The organism is Streptomyces sp. NPDC002588 (assembly GCF_040295925.1).
Taxonomy (GTDB): Bacteria; Actinomycetota; Actinomycetes; order Streptomycetales; family Streptomycetaceae; genus Streptomyces.
Genome location: NZ_JBEOWF010000002.1, coordinates 256,688 through 274,761, shown reverse-complemented (window position 1 = coordinate 274,761; position 18,074 = coordinate 256,688). Strand labels below are relative to the sequence as shown.

Annotated in this window: 20 protein-coding genes; 9 read left to right on the top strand and 11 right to left on the bottom strand. The window is 72.1% G+C overall.

Annotated elements, in window-relative coordinates; all coding sequences use genetic code 11:
• Positions 1-11: 11 nt before the first annotated feature.
• Complete coding sequence (locus tag ABT057_RS03935; protein ID WP_352340822.1) at positions 12-542, top strand: GNAT family N-acetyltransferase; 531 nt, start codon at positions 12-14, stop codon at positions 540-542.
• An 18-nt stretch (positions 543-560) separates the two neighbouring features.
• Here the strand turns inward: ABT057_RS03935 and ABT057_RS03930 are convergent, their stop codons facing one another.
• Positions 561-1,484 carry a helix-turn-helix domain-containing protein gene (locus ABT057_RS03930; RefSeq protein WP_352340821.1) on the bottom strand — a complete coding sequence of 308 codons (924 nt, stop codon included), beginning with the start codon at positions 1,482-1,484 and terminating at the stop codon, positions 561-563.
• 109 nt (positions 1,485-1,593) lie between these two features.
• Positions 1,594-1,803, bottom strand: a complete 210-nt coding sequence (locus tag ABT057_RS03925) for a DUF397 domain-containing protein (protein ID WP_352340977.1) — start codon at positions 1,801-1,803, stop codon at positions 1,594-1,596.
• 201 nt (positions 1,804-2,004) lie between these two features.
• Between ABT057_RS03925 and ABT057_RS03920 the strand changes: the two genes are divergently transcribed.
• The 3 genes from ABT057_RS03920 (at position 2,005) to ABT057_RS03910 (ending at position 3,957) form a co-directional block, all read left to right on the top strand.
• Complete coding sequence (locus tag ABT057_RS03920) at positions 2,005-2,424, top strand: ATP-binding protein (protein WP_352340820.1); 420 nt, start codon at positions 2,005-2,007, stop codon at positions 2,422-2,424.
• Position 2,425: 1 nt separating this feature from the next.
• Positions 2,426-2,914, top strand: a complete 489-nt coding sequence (locus ABT057_RS03915) for a hypothetical protein (protein ID WP_352340819.1) — start codon at positions 2,426-2,428, stop codon at positions 2,912-2,914.
• A 77-nt stretch (positions 2,915-2,991) separates the two neighbouring features.
• Positions 2,992-3,957, top strand: a complete 966-nt coding sequence (locus ABT057_RS03910; protein ID WP_352340818.1) for a pirin family protein — start codon at positions 2,992-2,994, stop codon at positions 3,955-3,957.
• A gap of 19 nt (positions 3,958-3,976) precedes the next feature.
• On the opposite strand, the gene ABT057_RS03905 is transcribed toward ABT057_RS03910, so the two are convergent.
• The gene (locus tag ABT057_RS03905; RefSeq protein ID WP_352340817.1) at positions 3,977-4,807 is read right to left on the bottom strand and encodes an SAM-dependent methyltransferase; all 831 of its coding nucleotides are present in this window, start codon (positions 4,805-4,807) and stop codon (positions 3,977-3,979) included.
• A 187-nt stretch (positions 4,808-4,994) separates the two neighbouring features.
• On the opposite strand from ABT057_RS03905, the gene ABT057_RS03900 reads away from it, so the two are divergent.
• The 3 genes from ABT057_RS03900 (at position 4,995) to ABT057_RS03890 (ending at position 7,121) form a co-directional block, all read left to right on the top strand.
• A complete protein-coding gene (locus ABT057_RS03900; RefSeq protein WP_352340816.1) occupies positions 4,995-5,678 on the top strand; it encodes a helix-turn-helix transcriptional regulator in 684 nt (227 codons plus the stop codon).
• Positions 5,675-6,649, top strand: a complete 975-nt coding sequence (locus tag ABT057_RS03895) for a threo-3-hydroxy-L-aspartate ammonia-lyase (protein ID WP_352340815.1) — start codon at positions 5,675-5,677, stop codon at positions 6,647-6,649. Before ABT057_RS03900 ends, ABT057_RS03895 begins: the two co-directional genes overlap by 4 nt.
• A 106-nt stretch (positions 6,650-6,755) precedes the next feature.
• Positions 6,756-7,121: a cupin domain-containing protein gene (locus tag ABT057_RS03890; protein WP_352340814.1), complete on the top strand. Its 366-nt coding sequence runs from the start codon at positions 6,756-6,758 to the stop codon at positions 7,119-7,121.
• Positions 7,122-7,131: 10 nt separating this feature from the next.
• Here the strand turns inward: ABT057_RS03890 and ABT057_RS03885 are convergent, their stop codons facing one another.
• Entirely contained in the window at positions 7,132-8,484 is a 1,353-nt protein-coding gene (locus ABT057_RS03885) for a VWA domain-containing protein (protein ID WP_352340813.1), read from the bottom strand.
• Positions 8,481-9,338, bottom strand: a complete 858-nt coding sequence (locus ABT057_RS03880; protein WP_352340812.1) for an AAA family ATPase — start codon at positions 9,336-9,338, stop codon at positions 8,481-8,483. The genes ABT057_RS03885 and ABT057_RS03880 overlap by 4 nt, the downstream gene beginning before the upstream one ends.
• A gap of 119 nt (positions 9,339-9,457) precedes the next feature.
• On the opposite strand from ABT057_RS03880, the gene ABT057_RS03875 reads away from it, so the two are divergent.
• On the top strand, positions 9,458-10,195 hold the full coding sequence (locus ABT057_RS03875; RefSeq protein ID WP_352340811.1) for a hypothetical protein: 738 nt from the start codon (positions 9,458-9,460) through the stop codon (positions 10,193-10,195).
• Between the two features lie 2 nt (positions 10,196-10,197).
• Here ABT057_RS03875 and ABT057_RS03870 read toward each other — a convergent pair whose 3' ends face one another.
• Positions 10,198-11,043 (bottom strand): NAD(P)H-binding protein, encoded by an 846-nt coding sequence (locus ABT057_RS03870; RefSeq protein ID WP_352340810.1) that lies wholly within the window; start codon positions 11,041-11,043, stop codon positions 10,198-10,200.
• Between the two features lie 105 nt (positions 11,044-11,148).
• Between ABT057_RS03870 and ABT057_RS03865 the strand changes: the two genes are divergently transcribed.
• Complete coding sequence (locus ABT057_RS03865; protein WP_352340809.1) at positions 11,149-11,532, top strand: winged helix-turn-helix transcriptional regulator; 384 nt, start codon at positions 11,149-11,151, stop codon at positions 11,530-11,532.
• 2 nt (positions 11,533-11,534) lie between these two features.
• Here the strand turns inward: ABT057_RS03865 and ABT057_RS03860 are convergent, their stop codons facing one another.
• From ABT057_RS03860 to ABT057_RS03840, 5 genes are all read right to left on the bottom strand, one after another.
• Complete coding sequence (locus tag ABT057_RS03860; protein WP_352340808.1) at positions 11,535-12,176, bottom strand: LutC/YkgG family protein; 642 nt, start codon at positions 12,174-12,176, stop codon at positions 11,535-11,537.
• Positions 12,173-13,660 (bottom strand): LutB/LldF family L-lactate oxidation iron-sulfur protein, encoded by a 1,488-nt coding sequence (locus tag ABT057_RS03855; protein WP_352340807.1) that lies wholly within the window; start codon positions 13,658-13,660, stop codon positions 12,173-12,175. The genes ABT057_RS03860 and ABT057_RS03855 overlap by 4 nt, the downstream gene beginning before the upstream one ends.
• Positions 13,657-14,409, bottom strand: a complete 753-nt coding sequence (locus ABT057_RS03850; RefSeq protein WP_352340806.1) for a (Fe-S)-binding protein — start codon at positions 14,407-14,409, stop codon at positions 13,657-13,659. The genes ABT057_RS03855 and ABT057_RS03850 overlap by 4 nt, the downstream gene beginning before the upstream one ends.
• Positions 14,410-14,481: 72 nt before the next feature.
• The gene (locus ABT057_RS03845; protein WP_352340805.1) at positions 14,482-15,906 is read right to left on the bottom strand and encodes a rhamnulokinase; all 1,425 of its coding nucleotides are present in this window, start codon (positions 15,904-15,906) and stop codon (positions 14,482-14,484) included.
• Positions 15,907-15,911: 5 nt separating this feature from the next.
• Complete coding sequence (locus ABT057_RS03840; RefSeq protein ID WP_352340804.1) at positions 15,912-17,951, bottom strand: bifunctional aldolase/short-chain dehydrogenase; 2,040 nt, start codon at positions 17,949-17,951, stop codon at positions 15,912-15,914.
• Positions 17,952-18,074: the final 123 nt, after the last annotated feature.

The following is an 18,074-nucleotide window of genomic DNA, read 5'->3' as shown; positions in this document are numbered from 1 at the left end:
GGGTCGGCCGCATGCCCGAACTCATCGCCCCCACAAGCCTGTTGAGGTCCTCGTGGCTTGCCGCCTGGGAGGAGTGGCCCCCAGGTGCCCACCAGGACGGGACGGGTCTGCGTCTCGCGCCCGAGGGCGACCTCGCCGACCCCGAGATCTTCTCGGAGTGGGTCGGACGGCTGCTGCAGCAGGCCGACAGGTCGGTCGCCGTGGGAGAGGAGCGGGTGCACGCCACCCACTGGTGGATCGTCGAGGGCGACACCTGTCTGGGGGCCATCGACCTGCGGCACTACCTGAACGCGTTTCTGCTCGACGTCGGCGGCCACATCGGCTACAGCATCCGGCCCTCCCACCGCAGGCGTGGCCTGGCGTCGTGGGCTCTCGGGGCGGTTCTCCCCGAGGCACGCGCGCTCGGCCTGGAGCGCGTCCTCGTCACGTGCGACGACGACAACATCGGGTCGGCACGCAGCATCGAACGCAACGGCGGTGTCCTGGAGGACGTCCGCACGACCGACACGGGCAAGAAGCGCCGCTACTGGATCACTCTCTAGGTGGTGGCGCCCCGCCCCCTACCCCTCCGCGGGGTAGCGCGTGCCCATGATCTCCTCCAGCAGGGCCTTCGACTCGCGCGGCTGGAGGGCCTGGTCGGCCAGGCGGTCGAGGGCGACGCGGTACTCCTCGGTCTCGTCCCGGTCCTCGAGGAAGGTCGCGCTCCTGATCTGCTCCAGGTAGACGATGTCGGGCAGATCGGCGCCGCCGAACCGCAGATAGGTGACCGGTATGGCCGGCGCGGAGGCGTGGGTGACGTCCAGCGGGACGATCTGGACCGTGACATGGGGCAGCCGGGACAGCTCCACGAGGTGGGCGAGCTGTTCGCGCATGACCTCACGGCTGCCGAGGACGCGCAGCAGCACCGACTCGTCGAGGATCGCCCACACCCGCGGAGCGTCCGCGCGGCGCAGCAGATCGGTGCGCCGGGTACGCAGCTCCACCCGGCGCTCCACCTCCCGCGCCGATGCCGAGGGCAGCCCGCGCTCCACGACGGCCCGCGTGTAGGCGGCGGTCTGCAGCAGGCCCGGCACGTACTGGATCTCGAAGGTACGGATCGCGGTCGCCGCCTCCTGCAGTCCGACCAGGCGGTCGAACCACTCGGGCATCAGCCGCTTGTCGTACCGCTGCCACCAGCCGGGTTCCCCCGCCTGCCGCAGCAGCCGGAGCAGCACGGAGGCCTCGTGGTCGTCGGCACCGTACAGCGTCAGCAGCGCGCGGACATCGGTCTCCGTGGGAGGGCGGCGTCCCTTGCCCGCCTCGATGCGCGACAGCTTCGCCGGGCTGAACCCGACGGCACGCGCGGCCTGCTCCTGAGCGAGACCGGCGTCCTCCCGCATACCCGCAAGCTGAACCCCGACCAGCATTTTGAGCAAGGTCGGGGCGGGCTCGGCCCGGTTCAGATACGGTTCGAGACGGGAGGCTCGAGGCGACTCGGCAGGCATCCTGTGACTCCCCATGGACCGGCAGACGACAGCCCCCATTATCGCATCCTCCGGCCTACGACCGTATGGAGCACGGGAATTGACCCGCCCGCCGTGTCGGACCGCCCGCTCACAGCAGGTGGTCGAACTCCCCGTCCTTCGCCCCCGCCAGGAACGCCGCGATCTCGGCCGGCGTGTAGACGAGGGCGGGGCCTTCGGGGTCACGGGAGTTGCGCAGCGCCACATCTCCGCCGTCGAGTGCCGCGACCTCGACGCAGTTACCCTCCGCGTTGCTGTGGCTGCTCTTGATCCAGCGCACGCCCAGCGCGCTCGCGCGCACTCCGTTCGGAACCGACCCGGTTACTGAGGACACGGCAACTCTCCTCGCTCGTACGCGCGCAATTTCCCGTGAAATTGCACGAGGACATCTTCAGCGTGGATAATAGCTCTGCCGTCAACCGTTGTTCAGGCGGCCCGTCCTGACCTCGCCTCAGGGAGATGCCCCGTGCCATCACCTGCGCAGTTCCGGAACCGCGAGTCCGTGCGTGACTCGTCCAGAACCGCAGTCCTGCGCCTCGAGGACAGCCGGGAGGGTTTCGCCGCGGCACGCGACTTCACCCACCGCACCCTGGACGGCTGGTCCCTGGACCGCTGTGCGGACGACGCGGCCACCGTCGTCACCGAACTCGCCGCCAACGCCGTGCTGCACGGCGTCCCCCACCCCTCGACGGACCACTTCGGCGTCCGGCTCAGGCTCACCCTGCGCCGCCGGCACCTGATGTGCGCCGTCACCGACCCCGGCGACGGCCTGCCCGTCTACCCGCACACCGGCGACGAGCTGCTGGAGCACGGCCACGGGCTGCACATCGTCGAAGCCCTCTCGGAGCACTGGGGCTGGACCCGCCGCTGCCCGGTGGGCAAGACCGTCTGGGCCATGCTGCCGACCGACCCCCACCTCTGAGATGACTGCCGCGAAGACCCCCGCACCCCTCAAGGACCTGGGACACGTCCCGTGGCCCGAGATCCAGGACACCACCGGATCGGCCGCCGGCATCCCCGCCCTGCTCACCGCCGTCGCCCGCGGCGACGCCGAGACCGCGGACACCGCGCTCGGCCAACTGCGGCGCCGAATCTGCCAGTTCGGCTTCGTGGTGGATCAGGCGACGGCCGCGACGGTGCCCTTCCTCTGGGAGCTCGTACGGCTCCCGCAGGTCACCTGCCGGGCGGACATACTGCGACTGCTGAAGAGCATCGCCGACGCCCGCCAGTGGGAGACCACCGCCACCGCCTACCCCAAACTGCTGCGCCATCCCGGCAACCACGTGGCCTGGGAACGGGAGGCCCGCCACGCCGTCCGCGCCCAGCGCGCCGTCCTGCAGGACCTGCTCACCGACCGCGACACCGAGATCGCCGAGGCGGGCCGGGAACTCGCCGCGGCGATCGACGGCTGACCCCGCCGCGACGCTGAACGACTGAAGAGGGGCCGGCGGGTGAGCGCGCGGCCGCGCCCGACCGCTAGGTTGACCGCATGAGCAACCTTGACCGCGCGCCCGTGCCGAGTGTCTGCGGCGGACGTGGATTCGTCGTCGCCGAGCCGGTTCGCGAACTGCTGAGCCCCCGACAGGTGAAGCTCGGTGAGTCGACCGAGGTGCGCCGGCTGCTGCCGAACCTCGGCAGGCGCATGATCGGCGCCTGGGCCTTCGTCGACCACTACGGCCCCGACGACATCGCCGACGAACCAGGCATGCAGGTCCCGCCGCACCCGCACATGGGCCTGCAGACCGTCAGCTGGCTGCACGAGGGCGAGGTGCTGCACCGCGACTCGACGGGCAGTCTGCAGACCATCCGGCCGAGAGAACTCGGGCTGATGACCTCGGGGCGCGCGATCAGCCACTCCGAGGAGAGCCCGAGGCCCCACGCCCGCTTCCTGCACGGCGCCCAGCTCTGGGTCGCGCTGCCCGACGCCCACCGCCACACCGAGCCCCGCTTCGAGCACCACGCCGACCTGCCCACGGTCACCGCTCCCGGCCTCACGGCCACCGTGATCCTGGGCGACCTCGACGGCTCCCGCTCGCCCGGAACGGCGTACACCCCCATCGTGGGCGCCGACCTCGCGCTCGCCCACGGGACGGACGTACGCCTGCCGCTCGAGCCCGACTTCGAGTACGGCGTGCTGTCGATGTCCGGCGAGGTGCACGTCGACGGAGTGCCCGTGCTGCCCGGCTCGATGCTCTACCTCGGCTGCGGCCGCACCGAACTGCCGCTGCGCGCCGCATCCGACGCGGGTGTGATGCTGCTCGGCGGGGAGCCGTTCGAGGAAGAGCTGATCATGTGGTGGAACTTCGTCGGACGGACCCAGGAGGAGATCGAACGGGCTCGCGAGGACTGGACGGCGGGTACCCGCTTCGGCGAGGTGACAGGGTACGACGGGGATCCGCTGCCCGCACCGGAACTGCCGCCCACGCCCCTGAAACCGCGCGGCCGAGTGCGCTGACCGGCCATGACCGGGGCTTTTACGACAGGCCCTGAACGAGGCGGGCCACGCCGCCGAACTCGATCCACTCCTGGGTGAGCTGGCGGGGGGCGAGCTCGGTCTCGGGGCGCCAGGTGGAGACCTCCACCAGTCCCGGTTCGAGGATCTCCAGCCCCGCGAACCACTCGGCGACGTCCTTCTTCTGGCGTACCCGGCCCCAGTGTCCCTGCGTCGCCTTGTCCATGAAGTCGGTGACGAACTCCCGGACCTTCGCGTCCTCGCTGACGAGCTGGCACATCACCAGGCAGCTGCCGGGCGCGAGGCGTTCGGACACCCGGCGCACCACGGCGAGCGGGCCGTCGGTGTCGCTGTCCGGGATGCAGTGGAAGACGGAGTTGAACAGCACGGCCACCGGCTGGGTGAAGTCGATCAGGCGCTCGGTGTCGGGGTGGGTGAAGATCGCCTCGGTCTCCCGCAGGTCGGCGTGGATCACCGTGGTCCGCTCGTCCTGCTCCAGCAGGGCGCGGCCGTGCACGAGGACCATCGGGTCGTTGTCCACGTAGACCACGTGGGCCGTCGGGTCGATGCGCTGGGCGACCTGGTGGACGTTGTCCTGGGTGGGCAGACCTGAGCCGTGGTCCAGGTACTGCCGGATGCCGTACTTCTGCGTCAGCGTCCTCACGACGCGCTGCAGGAAGTGCCGGTTGTTCAGCGCGAGGGCCCGGGTGCTCGGGACGACCTTGTCGAGTTCCTCGCAGGCGGCCCGGTCGGCCGCGTAGTTGTCCTTGCCGCCCAGATAGTGGTCGTACATGCGCGCGGCCGTCGGGACCGCGGCGTCGATCTCCATGGACAGCTGCTTGTCAGGCCGCATCTCTTCCCCCGGTGCCCCGCCGTGCCCGACACCGGCACGGTCGGCAACCCATCCTAGGGAAACGGTGATTGACGCCACCACCCGGTGACCGACCGTTCCCCTGAAGGCGTCGTTCCGCGCCGTCGATCTGGACTCCTGGTCCAGCCTCTGGACGTGTGGTCTAATCATGGGTGTGAGGTCGAGAGGTGTGAGGCCGGGAGACGGCGCGAGGGATGCGGAGCGGGACGCGATCCTGCGGGCGCTCGCCCCTGTCGTCGACGGGATCGCGGCGACCTTCGGGCCGGTGTGCGAGGTCGTGCTGCACGACTACCGGCGGCCGGAGCGGTCCGTGGTCGCCGTCGCCGGCTCGGTGACCGGGCGCTCGGTCGGCGGGGCGATGAGCGAGATCGGGATGAGGATGCTCGCCCGCGGCGACGAGGCCCGCGACGAGCTGAACCACGTCACCCGCACCGGCACCGGCGCCCTCGTCAAGTCGTCCACGATGGTGCTGCGCGACTCGGCGGGCACGGTGTTCGGCGCCCTGTGCGTCAACGTGGACGTCACCGAGGTCGACCGCGTGCGCGGCCTGCTCGACGCCCTCGCCGGCCCGGTCACCGACCCGCCGGTGACCACTTTCGCCGACGACATCGACTCCGTCGTGGACGCCCTGCTGGACGCCCACCTCCGCCGCCACGGCCGGACCTGGGCCGGTCTCGACCGGGCCCGCCGCCTCGCGCTGTTCCGCGGCCTCGACGAGCGGGGCGTGTTCGCCGTACGCCGCGCCGTCGAACAGGTCGCCACCCGCCTCGGCATCTCCCGCGCCTCCGCCTACCACTACCTCGCACAGGCCAGGGCCACGGCCACCGACAACCCCGAGGGAGCCCACCCGTGACCACCGCACCCCCGCCGATCACCCTCGACGACGTCCGGGACGCGGCCGCCCGCCTCGAGGGCGTCGCCCACCGCACCCCCGTGCTGGGCTCCCGTACCCTCGACGCGGCCGTCGGCGCCGAGGTGCTGCTCAAGTGCGAGAACTTCCAGCGGGTGGGCGCCTTCAAGTTCCGCGGCGCCTACCACGCGATCTCCCGGCTGGCCCCCGGGCAGCTGGCCCGCGGCGTCGCCGCCTACTCCTCCGGCAACCACGCCCAGGCCGTCGCCCTCGCCGCCCGGGAGCTCGGCACCACCGCGGTGATCGTCATGCCCGAGGACGCACCGCGCTCCAAGCGGGCGGCGACGGCAGGGTACGGCGCCGAGATCGTGACGTACGACCGCTACCGCGGAGACCGGGTGGCCATCGCGCGGGCCCTGGCCGACGAGCGGGGGCTGGCCCTGATCCCGCCCTACGAACACCCGCACGTCATGGCGGGACAGGGCACCGCCGCACTCGAACTCATCGAGGAGGCAGGAGAGTTGAACGCGCTGCTCGTGCCGGTCGGCGGCGGCGGGCTGATCGCCGGGAGCGCCACGGCGGCCAAGGGTCTGCTGCCCGGCATCCGGATCGTCGGAATCGAGCCCGAGGCCGGGGACGACACCAGACGCTCGCTCCAGGCGGGCCGGCGGATCGAGATCCCGGTGCCGCGCACCATCGCCGACGGTCAGGCCCTGCAGACACCGGGTGAGCTGACCTTCTCGGTGAACCGGCGGCTGGTCGACGAGATCGCCCTGGTCTCGGACGACGAGATCCGCGCGGCCATGCGCTTCGCCTTCGAGCGGCTGAAGATCGTCGTGGAGCCGAGCGGCGCCACTCCGCTGGCCGCCCTGCTCGCCGGCCGGGTGGATCCCCCGGGCCGCCGGATCGGGGTGATCGTCTCCGGCGGCAACATCGACACCGGCCGCTTCGCCGAACTGTGCGGCGGTTCCTGAACCGGGCCGAATGGCGGTGCCCGGCGGAGGGGCGGAGGATGGGCGGTGGGGTACGGGCCCCCATCGCCGGAGGGGTGCGGCCCCACCGCCGCAAGGAGGGCTCATCATGCTGGAAGTGAAGACGCTCGACAAGCCGGACGAACGCCGTGATTTCCCCCGCGGACACCTCGAGGCCGTCCACATGACGGGCCTGGACTTCGCCATGGGCACCTTCGAACCCGGATGGCGCTGGTCGGAATCCGTGAAGCCGATCGCGGGCACCGACAGCTGCCAGGTGCACCACAACGGTTACGTGGTCTCCGGCCGTATGCACGTCACGATGGACGAAGGCGGCGAGAGCGAACTCGGTCCCGGTGACGTCTTCGTGATCCCGCCAGGACACGACGCCTGGGTGGTCGGCGACGAGCAGTGCGTGGTGTACGACTTCGCCGGCGCCATGGCCAAGGACTACGCGAAGGCCGGGGGACAGTAGCCGCGCGGGCTCAGATCGGGAGCAACCGCTCCACCAGCGCGCCGAGTTGATGTGCGTTGCGGCACTCGTGCATCGCGACCAGCCCGGCGTACTCGGGGGCGGCCGAGTCACCCGTGCCCCACAGGGGGCGCGGCTCCGGGTTCAGCCAGTACAGCCGGCGGGCCCGTTCGGCGATCTCGCGGACCGCCGGCAGGTTCGGATCGCTCATGTTGGTGCGCGCGTCCCCCAGTACGAACACCGTCGTCCGGGGGCCCACCGCCGCGCCGTGCCGCTCGGCGAACTCGCCCAGCGCGGCGCCGTAGTCGCTGCTGCCGTGATATCCCGTCAGCCGCGCCTCGGCCAGGATCCGGGCGCCGAGTCCCGCCGGGTCCGCCGCGCCGCGTTGGAGCAGGCCCGTCACCTCGTCGATCCGGTTGACGAAGGCGAACACCCGCACCTTGCTGAACTGCTCGTGCAACGCCTGCACCAGCAGCATGGTGAAGTCGGAGAACCCGGACACCGAGCCCGACACGTCGCACAGCAGCACCAGTTCGGGCCGGACCGGGCGACGGCGGCGCAGCACCGGCCGCATCGGCACCCCGCCGGTGGACAGCGAACCGCGCAGGGTGCGCCGCAGATCGATCGTGCCGCGCGCGGCCCGGCGGCGGCGCGCGGCCAGCCGGGTGGCCAGCTTGCGCGCCAACGGCTGTACCGTCCGCCGCAGTTCGGCCAGCCGGTCGCGGCCCGCGTACAGGAAGTCCACCCGGTCCGCGGTCGGTGCCACCGCCCGCCGAGCGATCTCGTCCCGCCCCCGCCGCTCCGCCACCCGGCGCCGCGCCTCCTGCGCCACCAGCGTGCGGAACACCTCGATACGCCGCCGGATCTCCTCCTCGAGAAGCCGGTCCGCGAAACCCGAACCGCCTCCCTGCCGGCGCATCTCGTCCCGTACCCGGGCCAGCAGCGTCTGCGGCCGCAGCCGTTCGAGGGTCTGGTGCGACGACCAGCCGTCCGCCCCCGGTGAACTCCCGTACCCGCCGAGACCGTCGACCGCCTCGATCGCCAACCTGCCCATCAGCGTACGGTCGTTGTCGGCGAGTGCCGCAGCGAGCCGGTCGCGCAGCTCGTCCCGGTCGCCGCTCTCACCCGCGGGCGCGCCGACGCCGTACGGGAAGTACAGGTCGAAGACGGTGTCGAACAGCCGCCGTTGGTCCGTCGAGTGCAGCAGGGTGGCGGCCAGGCCCTCGCGCAGCAGCCCCCGGTCCGCGAACCCGAGTGCCGCCGCCGCCTCGGCCCCGTCCACCGTCTCGCCGGTTCCGATCCGCACGCCGTGCGCGCGCAGCGCCGCGACGAGGCCGGTCAGCCGCTCGGCGGCGCCGGCGTTCACATGGCGTCCAGGTCGAGCTTCGCCCCCGCCTTCAGGACGTCGTCCTGATGCTTGAGGATCACGCCCAGGCTGTCCTGCACGACCCGTTCGTCGAGGGTGTCGGCGCCGAGCGCGAGCAGGGTCCGCGCCCAGTCGATGGTCTCGGCGACCGAGGGCACCTTCCGCAGGTCCATCGCACGCAGCGCGGCGACCACCCGGACCACCGATTCGGCCAGCGCCGCGTCGATCCCCGGCACCTTCAGCCGGACGATCCGCCGCTCCAGCTCCTCGTCGGGGAAGCCGATGTGCAGGAAGAGGCAGCGGCGGCGCAGGGCCTCCGACAGCTCGCGGCTGGCGTTCGAGGTGAGGACGACGAAGGGGCGGCGGGTCGCGGTGATCGTGCCCAGCTCCGGCACCGTCACCTGGAAGTCGCTGAGCACCTCCAGGAGCAGGCCCTCCACCTCCACGTCGGCCTTGTCGGTCTCGTCGATCAGCAGGACCGTGGGCTCGTCGCCCCGGATCGCGGTCAGCAGCGGGCGCGGCAGCAGGAACTCCTCGCTGAAGATGTCCGTGCGGGTCTCGTCCCAGGTCTCGTCGCGGCCGGCGCTGATCCGCAGCAGCTGCTTGGCGTGGTTCCACTCGTACAGCGCCCGGGACTCGTCCACACCCTCGTAGCACTGCAGCCGCACCAGCCGCGCCCCCGCCACCGCGGCGACGGCCTTGGCGAGTTCGGTCTTGCCGACCCCGGCCGGGCCCTCCACGAGCAGCGGCTTGCCGAGCCGGTCGGCGAGGAAGACGGTCGTGGCTACCGCGGGGGAGGCCAGATAGCCGGTCTCGGCGAGACGTGCGGAGACGTCGTCGACGGACGTGAACAACGGGGCCTCCCGGGCGGTCGATCGTGGGCGGTGCTCGGTTCCGGGCACTATCTAAGCGCTTGTTCACCTCGCTTGTCGATGTTGTCGATGTTGTCAGTGGCCCCGGCTACGGTGCGCTCATGGGTATGTATCTCGTGAGTGTGAGCACGGAGGACTGGTCGGTGGCCGGGGAGGACGGCCACGGAGACCTCGCCACGGCGCTCCGCGCGGAACTGGCGCGGCGTGGTCTGCCGCCGTACGAACCGAAGGATCCCGGCGCCCCGGGCTGGTTCGAGGAGAAGCTGAGCCCGCCGATGGACGGCTTCGACGACCTGTGCCGAGCGCGGCTGACCGAGGAGGAGCGGCACACCCTCCTCGACTGGTCGCTCCTGGTCCCGTTCGCGCTGGACGAGGAAGTCCTGCTGCCCGTCGGCTCCGCTTACACGGACGAGACGCTGGTCGTCGGAGCGCCGCGGGTCCTCCCGCTCGCCGAGCGGCTCGCCGGGGCCCTCGGCCTGCCGCTGGACCTGATACCGGCGAACTCCGGCAACCCAGTGCCCCGGCAGGCAACGTTCGCCCCGTCGCGACGCCCGGCACCCACTCCCGCCGCACCGGCCGAAAGCCCAAGTACGTCCAGTACGAGGGCTTCCGGCCGGCACGCCGGGAGCACGCACCGGACGCCGCTCCTCGACGGGCGAACGTTGCCTGCCAGGGCACTGGAACTGACCTTCTGGTTCCTGGAAGGCGAGGCGGAACAGGCCGCCGCCACCCGGCCGGGCCCCTGGGCCGACGACCTGGCCACGGCGTTCTACACCGCGCTCTACCTGCGCGCCGCCCAGTACTCGCTACGGCACGGCTGCCCGATGACCTACTGCTGAGCTCACCGGAAGGCGGCCGCGTTGTGCCGCGCCCACTCCTCGAAGGCGCGCGGCGCACGGCCGAGCAGTCGCTCCACATCGGGGCTGACCCGCTGCTCGGCGGGTGTCGGCTCGCCCAGGACCGCCAGGGTGGTCTCGACGACCGGCTCAGGCAGGAAGGCCAGCAACTGCTCGCGCGCCTCCTGCCGTGTCTGCTCGACGAAGCGGACCGGCTCCCCGAGCGCGGCGCCGATCGCCGCCGCCCGCTGCCTGGGCGTCGTCGGGACGGGCCCGGTCAACTCGTAGGCCTGGCCGGTGTGTCCGTCCTCCCGCAGCGCCACGGCCGCGACCGCGGCGATGTCCGCGGGGTCGACGGTGGGCAGCGCCACGTCGGCGAAGGGGGCGGCGGCCGTGCGGTGGGCACGCACCGGCTCGGCCCAGGCGTAGGCGTTGGAGTGGAAGGCGCCGGGCCGCAGGAAGGTCCACGCGAGGCCCGACTCCCGCACGGCGTCCTCGACCGCGCGCATCATGCCCCCGTGCGAGGCCGACTCCGGGCGCGTGACCACCCCCAGGGAGGACAGCAGCACCACCCGGCCGACCCCGCTCTTGTGCGCAGCGTCGATCACCTCACGCGGCTTGAGCAGATGCTGGCTGGGCCCGCCGTCATGGAGGAACAGCGCGTCGGCGCCGTCGAGCACGGGCCACAGGCTGCCCTTGTCCGTGAGGTCCGAGCGCACCGCCCGTACACCGTCCGGGACGTCCCCGTCCGAGATGTTCCGGGACGTGGCGGTCACCCGGCTGCCCGCCGCCGCGAGGATCCGCACCAGTTCACGGCCGACGTTACCCGTCGCTCCCGTCACCACGATCATGAGTAACTCCCTGTTGGAAATGGGTGGTTGGCGTTACGGGAGCGACGCTAGCAGCGCACGTATAGTAGGTTCCTAGAGGAAAGTGACTTACCCGGAGGGGTGCGTATGACCGGAGACGTGCGTATGCGGGACGTCTCGGCCGATCCCGAACTCGCCTGTTCCATCTCCCCGGTCCTGGACATCGTGTTCAGCCGCTGGACCACCCCGATCCTGTGGACGCTCCACACCCACGGCCGGCAGCGCTTCGTCGAACTGGAGCGCCGGATCGCACCCATCACCCCCAAGGTGCTGACCCAGCGCCTGCGCCAACTCGAACGCGACGGCCTGGTGGTGCGCACCTACCACCCCGAGGTGCCGCCCCGGGTGGAGTACGAGATCAGCGCGCTCGGCCTCAGCCTCCGCCCGCTCTTCGCCCACCTCACCGAGTGGGCGGAGAACCATCTGTCCAGCGTGGAACAGGCCCGGGAGGAGTTCGACCGCCGAGGCTGACCTCAGCCGACCAGGATCACCTCCAGGGTGCGCGGGCCGTGCACGCCCTCCACCCGGTCCAGTTCGATGTCGCTGGTGGCCGACGGGCCGGAGATCCAGGTCAACGGGCGGGCGGGGTCCAGCCGTTCCAGGGCCTGCGGCACCGAGGACACCACCTGTTCCGGGACGCGCACCACGCACACATGGTGGTCGGGGACCAGGGTGATCCGGCGCCGGCCCTGGTCGGGGCCGCCGTCCAGGACGATCGTCCCGGTCTCGGCGGCCGCCACCGCGCACGCCGTGACGACACTGTCCACCCGGTCGAGCTCGTGCGGGGTGCCCTCGGCGTGGTCCTCGACCCGGTCGGCGTCGGTCGCCGCGAGCCAGGCCGGGTCGAGACCCGACGGCACGACGACCGACTTCGTCCCGCGCTCGGCGAGCAACCGGCCGATCAGGGACGGCAGTTCGGCCTCCGAGCAGCGGTGCACGAGGGCCCGGTAGTCCGCCAGGTTCTCCGCGAGCAGCTCCACCGTCTCCTCGACGCTCCGGTCCCCGTGCTCACGCAGATAGTCGCGCGTGACGGCGTCCTCGTACGGCGGTTCGTCCCGCGGCACGTCCGCCAGCGCCCGCCGCACCCGCCCCAGGATCCGTTCCCTGCTGTTCACTTCGCGCCCCCCTCGCCGGTGCTCCCGCCCCGCGTCCGCTGCCACCAGTCGCGGAACGGCTCCGCCGGGACCGCGGGCAGATCACGGGTCCCGCTCCAGGCCCTGCCCGGACCCGGCAGCGAGCGCGGATGCAGGCCCCGCGTCCGGGAGGCCAGCCGCTGCCCGGCGCGCAGGGCGCCGGGGCGGGAGAACGCCCAGCGTGCCGCGCGCATGGCGGCCCGCTCCGCGGCGTGTCCCTTGGCCGGCTTCAGCACCACCTTGTTGCCCTCCCGCACCACAGGTCCCCCCTCGACGACCCGCTCCCGCAGATGCACCAGCACCTCCGGGATGTCGATGGCGACCGGGCACACCTCGTAGCAGGCACCGCACAGCGAGGAGGCGTACGGCAGCGAGGCGTCGATCTCACTCCCCGTACCCCGCAGCTGGGGGCTGAGGATCGCGCCGATCGGACCCGGGTAGACCGAGCCGTAGGCGTGGCCGCCGGCCCGCTCGTACACCGGGCATACGTTCAGACAGGCCGAGCAGCGGATGCAGCGCAGCGCCTGGCGGCCGACCTCGTCGGCGAGGGTGTCGGTGCGGCCGTTGTCGAGCAGGACCAGGTGGAAGGTGCTCGGACCGTCGCCGTCCGTCGTGCCGGTCCAGGTCGAGGTGTACGGGTTCATGCGCTCGGCGGTGGAGGAGCGGGGGAGGGTCTGCAGGAAAACCTCCAGGTCGCGCCAGGTCGGCACGATCTTCTCGATGCCGACGACCGAGATCAGCGTCTCGGGGAGGGTGAGGCACATCCGGCCGTTGCCCTCGGACTCCACGACCACCAGGGTGCCGGTCTCCGCGACCATGAAGTTGGCGCCGGAGATGCCGACCTTGGCCCGCAGGAACTTCTCCCGGAGGTGGAGGCGGGCCGCCTCGGCCAGCTCGGCGGGCGTGTCGGTGAGACCCTCCGGGGCCGGGCGCCCCCACTCGCTCATCTCCGCGCGGAAGATGTCCCGGATCTCGCCCCGGTTGCGGTGGATCGCGGGCACCAGGATGTGCGAGGGCCGGTCCTTGCCCAACTGCACGATCAGCTCGGCGAGATCGGTCTCGTAGGCGCGGATCCCCTCGGCCTCCAGCGCCTCGTTGAGGCCGATCTCCTGGGTGGCCATCGACTTGACCTTGACGACCTCCGACTCGCCGGTCGCCTTGACCAGGTACGCCACGATCCGGTTGGCCTCGTCGGCGTCCGTGGCCCAGTGCACGGTGCCGCCCGCGGCCGTGACCGCCTCCTCCAACTGCTCGAGATACCGGTCGAGATGACGCAGTGTGTGGTCCTTGATCCGCTTGCCCGCCTCGCGCAGGGCCGCCCAGTCGGACACCTCGGCGACGGCCTTCGCCCGCTTGGCGCGGATGGTGTGGGTGGCGTGCCGGAGATTGCCGCGCAGCGTCTCGTTCCGCACGGCCTCGTGCGCGGCCGCCGGGAAGGCCGGCATTCCTACGAACGTCCCGCTCATACGGCCTCCTCCTCCGTGCTCGCCAGGATCTCCGCGATGTGCACCGGCCGGACGCCCGACCCGAGCCGGGTCATGGTCCCGCCGATGTGCATCAGACAGGAGTTGTCGGCCGCGCACAGCACCTCGGCCCCGGTCGACTCGGCGCTGCGCACCTTGTCCGCGCCCATCGCCGCCGACACGTCGGCGTTCTTCAGCGCGAACGTGCCGCCGAAACCGCAGCACTCGTCCGCCCCGGGCAGCTCCACCAGCTCCAGCCCCCGGACCGCCTCCAGCAGTCGCCGGGGCCGCTCGCCGAGCCCGAGCCCGCGCAGCCCGTGACACGTCGGGTGGTAGGTCACCCGGTGCGGGTAGTAGGCGCCGACGTCCGTCACCCCCAGCACGTCCACCAGGAACTCCGTCAGTTCGTACGTCTTCGGGACCACCGGCGCCAGCGTCGCCGCGAGACCGCCCCCACGTCCCTCGGCCCGGGCCCGCTCACCCATGCGCGGATACAGCTCCCGCACCATCGCCCCGCAGGAGCCCGAGGGCGTCACGATCGCCTCGTACTCACCGAAGACATCGGAGAAATGCCGGGCGAGCGGTTCGGCCTCATGGCGGTAGCCGGTGTTGTAGTGGGCCTGGCCGCAGCAGGTCTGGGCCATCGGGAAGTCGACCTCGACACCCAGCCTGGTCAGGAGTTTCACCACGGCACGGCCGGTGTCCGGATAGAGCGTGTCGTTGACACAGGTCAGGAACAGGGCGACACGCATCGCGGCTCCTCGGGGTCGATCATCGGATGAGTGCAGGGTAGTCGGGCACAAGGCCGTGGGGGAGACCTCCGCTCACCGCGTGGCGAGCCGGTCCTGCGCCGCCCGCCACCGCTCGGCGGAGCCCTGCGGCTCGTAGCGCGTCAGCGGCTGGGTGCGGGCGAGCAGACGCCGCATGCCGGAGCGGTCGCCGACCAGCCCGTGCGTCCGCGCCTGCACGAGCACGTTGCCGAGGGCGGCCGCCTCCGTCGGACCGGCCACCACCGGCAGCCCACAGGCGTCGGCGGTGAGCTGGCACAGCAGAGCGTTGCGGGTGCCGCCCCCGACGATGTGCACGACGTCGACGGGATGGTCCGCCAGCCGCTGGGCGTCCGCGATCGCCCGCCGGTGGGCCAGGGCGAGGGAGTCCAGGATGCAGCGGGTGATCTCGCCGGGCGTCCCGGGCACCGGCTGCCCCGTGGCCCGGCACGCCTCGGCGATCCGCTCCGGCATCCGCCCCGGCGCCAGGAAGGCGGCGTCCCCCGCGTCCACGACCGACCGCAGCGCGGGAGCGGCGGCCGCCTCCCGCAACAGGGCGCCCAGATCGGGGTCCCCCCAGGCCCGTACGCACTCCTGGAGCAGCCACAGCCCCATGATGTTGCGCAGATACCGGACCGTGCCGTCGAGCCCCAGCTCGTTGGTGAAGTTCGCGGCGCGGCTCTCCTCGGTCAGCACCGGAGCCGTGAGCTCCAGCCCGGCCAGCGACCAGGTGCCGGTGCAGATGTAGGCGAACCGCTCGCCGGCCGCCGGCACGGCGGCCACCGCGGACGCCGTGTCGTGCGACCCGACGGCGGTCACCGGCACCGGCCCGGTCAGCCCGGTCTCCTCCAGCACCTCGTCCCGCAGCAGCCCGGCCGGATCACCGGGCCGCCGCAGTGGCGCGAACAGCTCCAGGCCGATCCCCAGCCGGGCGGCGACGTCGTACGACCAGTCGCGCGTGCGGGGATCGATCAGCTGGGTGGTCGAGGCGTTGGTCAGCTCGGTGCCCTGCTCGCCGGTCAGCCAGTACGTCAGCAGGTCGGGGACGAGCAACAGGCGCTCAGCACCGGCGAGACGGTCGGCCACGAGCTGGTACAGGGTGTTGAAGGGCGCGTACTGGATGCCGGTCGCCGCATAGAGCTCCGCCGCCGGCACGGTCGCCCACACCTTCCCGGCGACGCCCTCGGTCCGCGCGTCCCGGTAGTGCACCGGGTTGCCGAGCAGGGCCCCGTCCGCGTCCAGCAGTCCGTAGTCCACGGCCCAGCTGTCGATGCCGACGGAGTCGACCTGCCCGGCCGCCCGCAACCCGTCCAGGACACCGGCGTAGAGGGAGAGGATGTCCCAGCGCAGCCCCTCCGGCACCCGCACCGGCCGGTTCACGAACCGGTGCGCCTCCGCGAGCTCCAGCGAGTCCGGGCCGACCCGGCCGACCATGACGCGCCCGCTGGACGCGCCGAGGTCGACCGCGGCGTACGACCGCACGCCCGTCACCGGAGGAAAGCGGCCGCCACACCCGCGTCGACGGGCACATGCAGCCCGGTGGTGTGGGTCAGCTCGCCGCCCGTCAGCGCGAAGACCGCGCTCGCGACGTGCTCGGGCAGCACCTCCCGCTTGAGGATGGTCCGCTGCGCGTAGAACTCGCCCAGCTTCTCCTCCTCCACCCCGTACACGGCGGCCCGCTGGGCGCCCCAGCCCCCGGCGAAGATCCCCGACCCCCGCACCACACCATCCGGGTTGACACCGTTGACGCGGATCCCGTGTTCACCCAACTCGGCGGCCAGCAGCCGTACTTGATGGGCCTGGTCGGCCTTGGTGGCCGAGTAGGCGATGTTGTTCGGCCCGGCGAACACGGCGTTCTTGGACGCGATGTAGACGATGTCGCCGCCCAGCTGCTGAGCGATCATCACCCGAGCCGCTTCACGGGAGACGAGGAAGGACCCGCGGGCCATGATGTCGTGCTGCAGATCCCAGTCGCGCGCCGAAGTCTCCAGCAGCGGCTTGGAGATGGAGATCCCCGCGTTGTTGACGACGAGGTCGACCCCGCCGAAGGCGAGCACGGCCGCCTTGAAGGCGTCGGCGATCTGCTCCTCGGAGGTGACGTCGACGGTGACCGCGACGGCCTTGTCGGCGCCGCCCAGCTCCTCGGCGACGGCGGCGGCGTTCCCACCGTCGAGGTCGGCGACGACGACACACGCCCCCTCGGCGACCAGCCGGTGCGCGATCGCCTTCCCGATCCCGCTGCCGGCCCCCGTCACCAGCGCCACCCGCGTGGCCAGCGCCTTCGGCCTGGGCATCCGCTGGAGCTTGGCCTCCTCGAGGGCCCAGTACTCGATGCGGAACTTCTCCCGCTCCTCGATCGGCGCGTACGACGACACCGCCTCGGCGCCCCGCATCACATTGATCGCGTTGACGTAGAACTCCCCCGCGACCCGGGCGGTCTGCTTGTCCTTGCCGAAGGAGAACATGCCCACGCCCGGGATCAGCACGATCGCCGGGTCGGCGCCGCGCATCGCGGGCGAGCCGGGCTCGGCGTGCCGCCGGTAGTAGGCGGCGTACTCCTCGCGGTACGCGGCGTGCAGCTCCTTCAGCCGGGCGACCGCCTCCTCCAGCGGGGCGCTCGGCGGCAGGTCCAGGACCAGCGGCCGCACCTTGGTGCGCAGGAAGTGGTCCGGGCAGGAAGTGCCGAGCGCGGCGAGCCGCGGATGTTCGGCCCGCGCCAGGAAGTCGAGGACGACGCCGGAGTCGGTGTAGTGCCCGACCTGCGCCCGGTCCTGGGAGGCGACGGCCCGGACGTACGGCGCGAGCGCGGCGGCCCGCTCCCGCCGCTCACCCTCGGGCAGCGCCTCGTACCCCTCGACGACGGCCCCGAAGGGCTCGGTCTTCCCCCGCTCGGCGAGGAACTTCTCCGCGGTCCGGATGATGTGCAGCGAGTTGCGCTCGCACTCCTCGGCGGTCGCACCCCAGGCGGTGATCCCGTGCCCGCCGAGGATCACCCCGACGGCCTGCGGGTTGGCCTCCTTGATCGCGGCGATGTCCAGCCCCAGCTGGAACCCCGGCCGACGCCACGGCACCCACGCCACGCTGTCCCCGAAACACTCGGCGGTCAGCTTCTCCCCGTCGGCGGCGCAGGCGAGCGCGATCCCGGAGTCCGGGTGCAGATGATCGACATGGGCGGCGTCGACGAGTCCGTGCATGGCGGTGTCGATGGACGGGGCGGCTCCGCCCTTCCCGTGCAGGCAGTAGTCGAACGCGGCGACCATCTCGTCCTCGCGCTCGACGCCCGGGTACACGTCGACGAGTCCCCGCAGCCGGTCCAGCCGCAGCACGGCCAGCCCCGCCTCGGTGAGCGTCCCGAGATCCCCGCCGGACCCCTTCACCCACATCAGCTCGACGTCCCCGCCGGTGACGGGGTCGGTGTCGGTTCCCTTGGCGGACGCGTTGCCGCCGGCGTAGTTCGTGTTACGGGGATCGGCGCCGAGCCGACGGGACCGGGCGAGGAGGGCGGCGGCTTCGGGATGGGTGGACATGGAGATCCTTACTTCTCGAACGAAGGGTGAGTCGGTTTTCCAGGGGCACGGGGCTGCATCGGTGTGCGGCTCCGCCGCGTGGGCGCGACCAGCCGCATACGGCCCGCAGTCCGCGCGTCACAG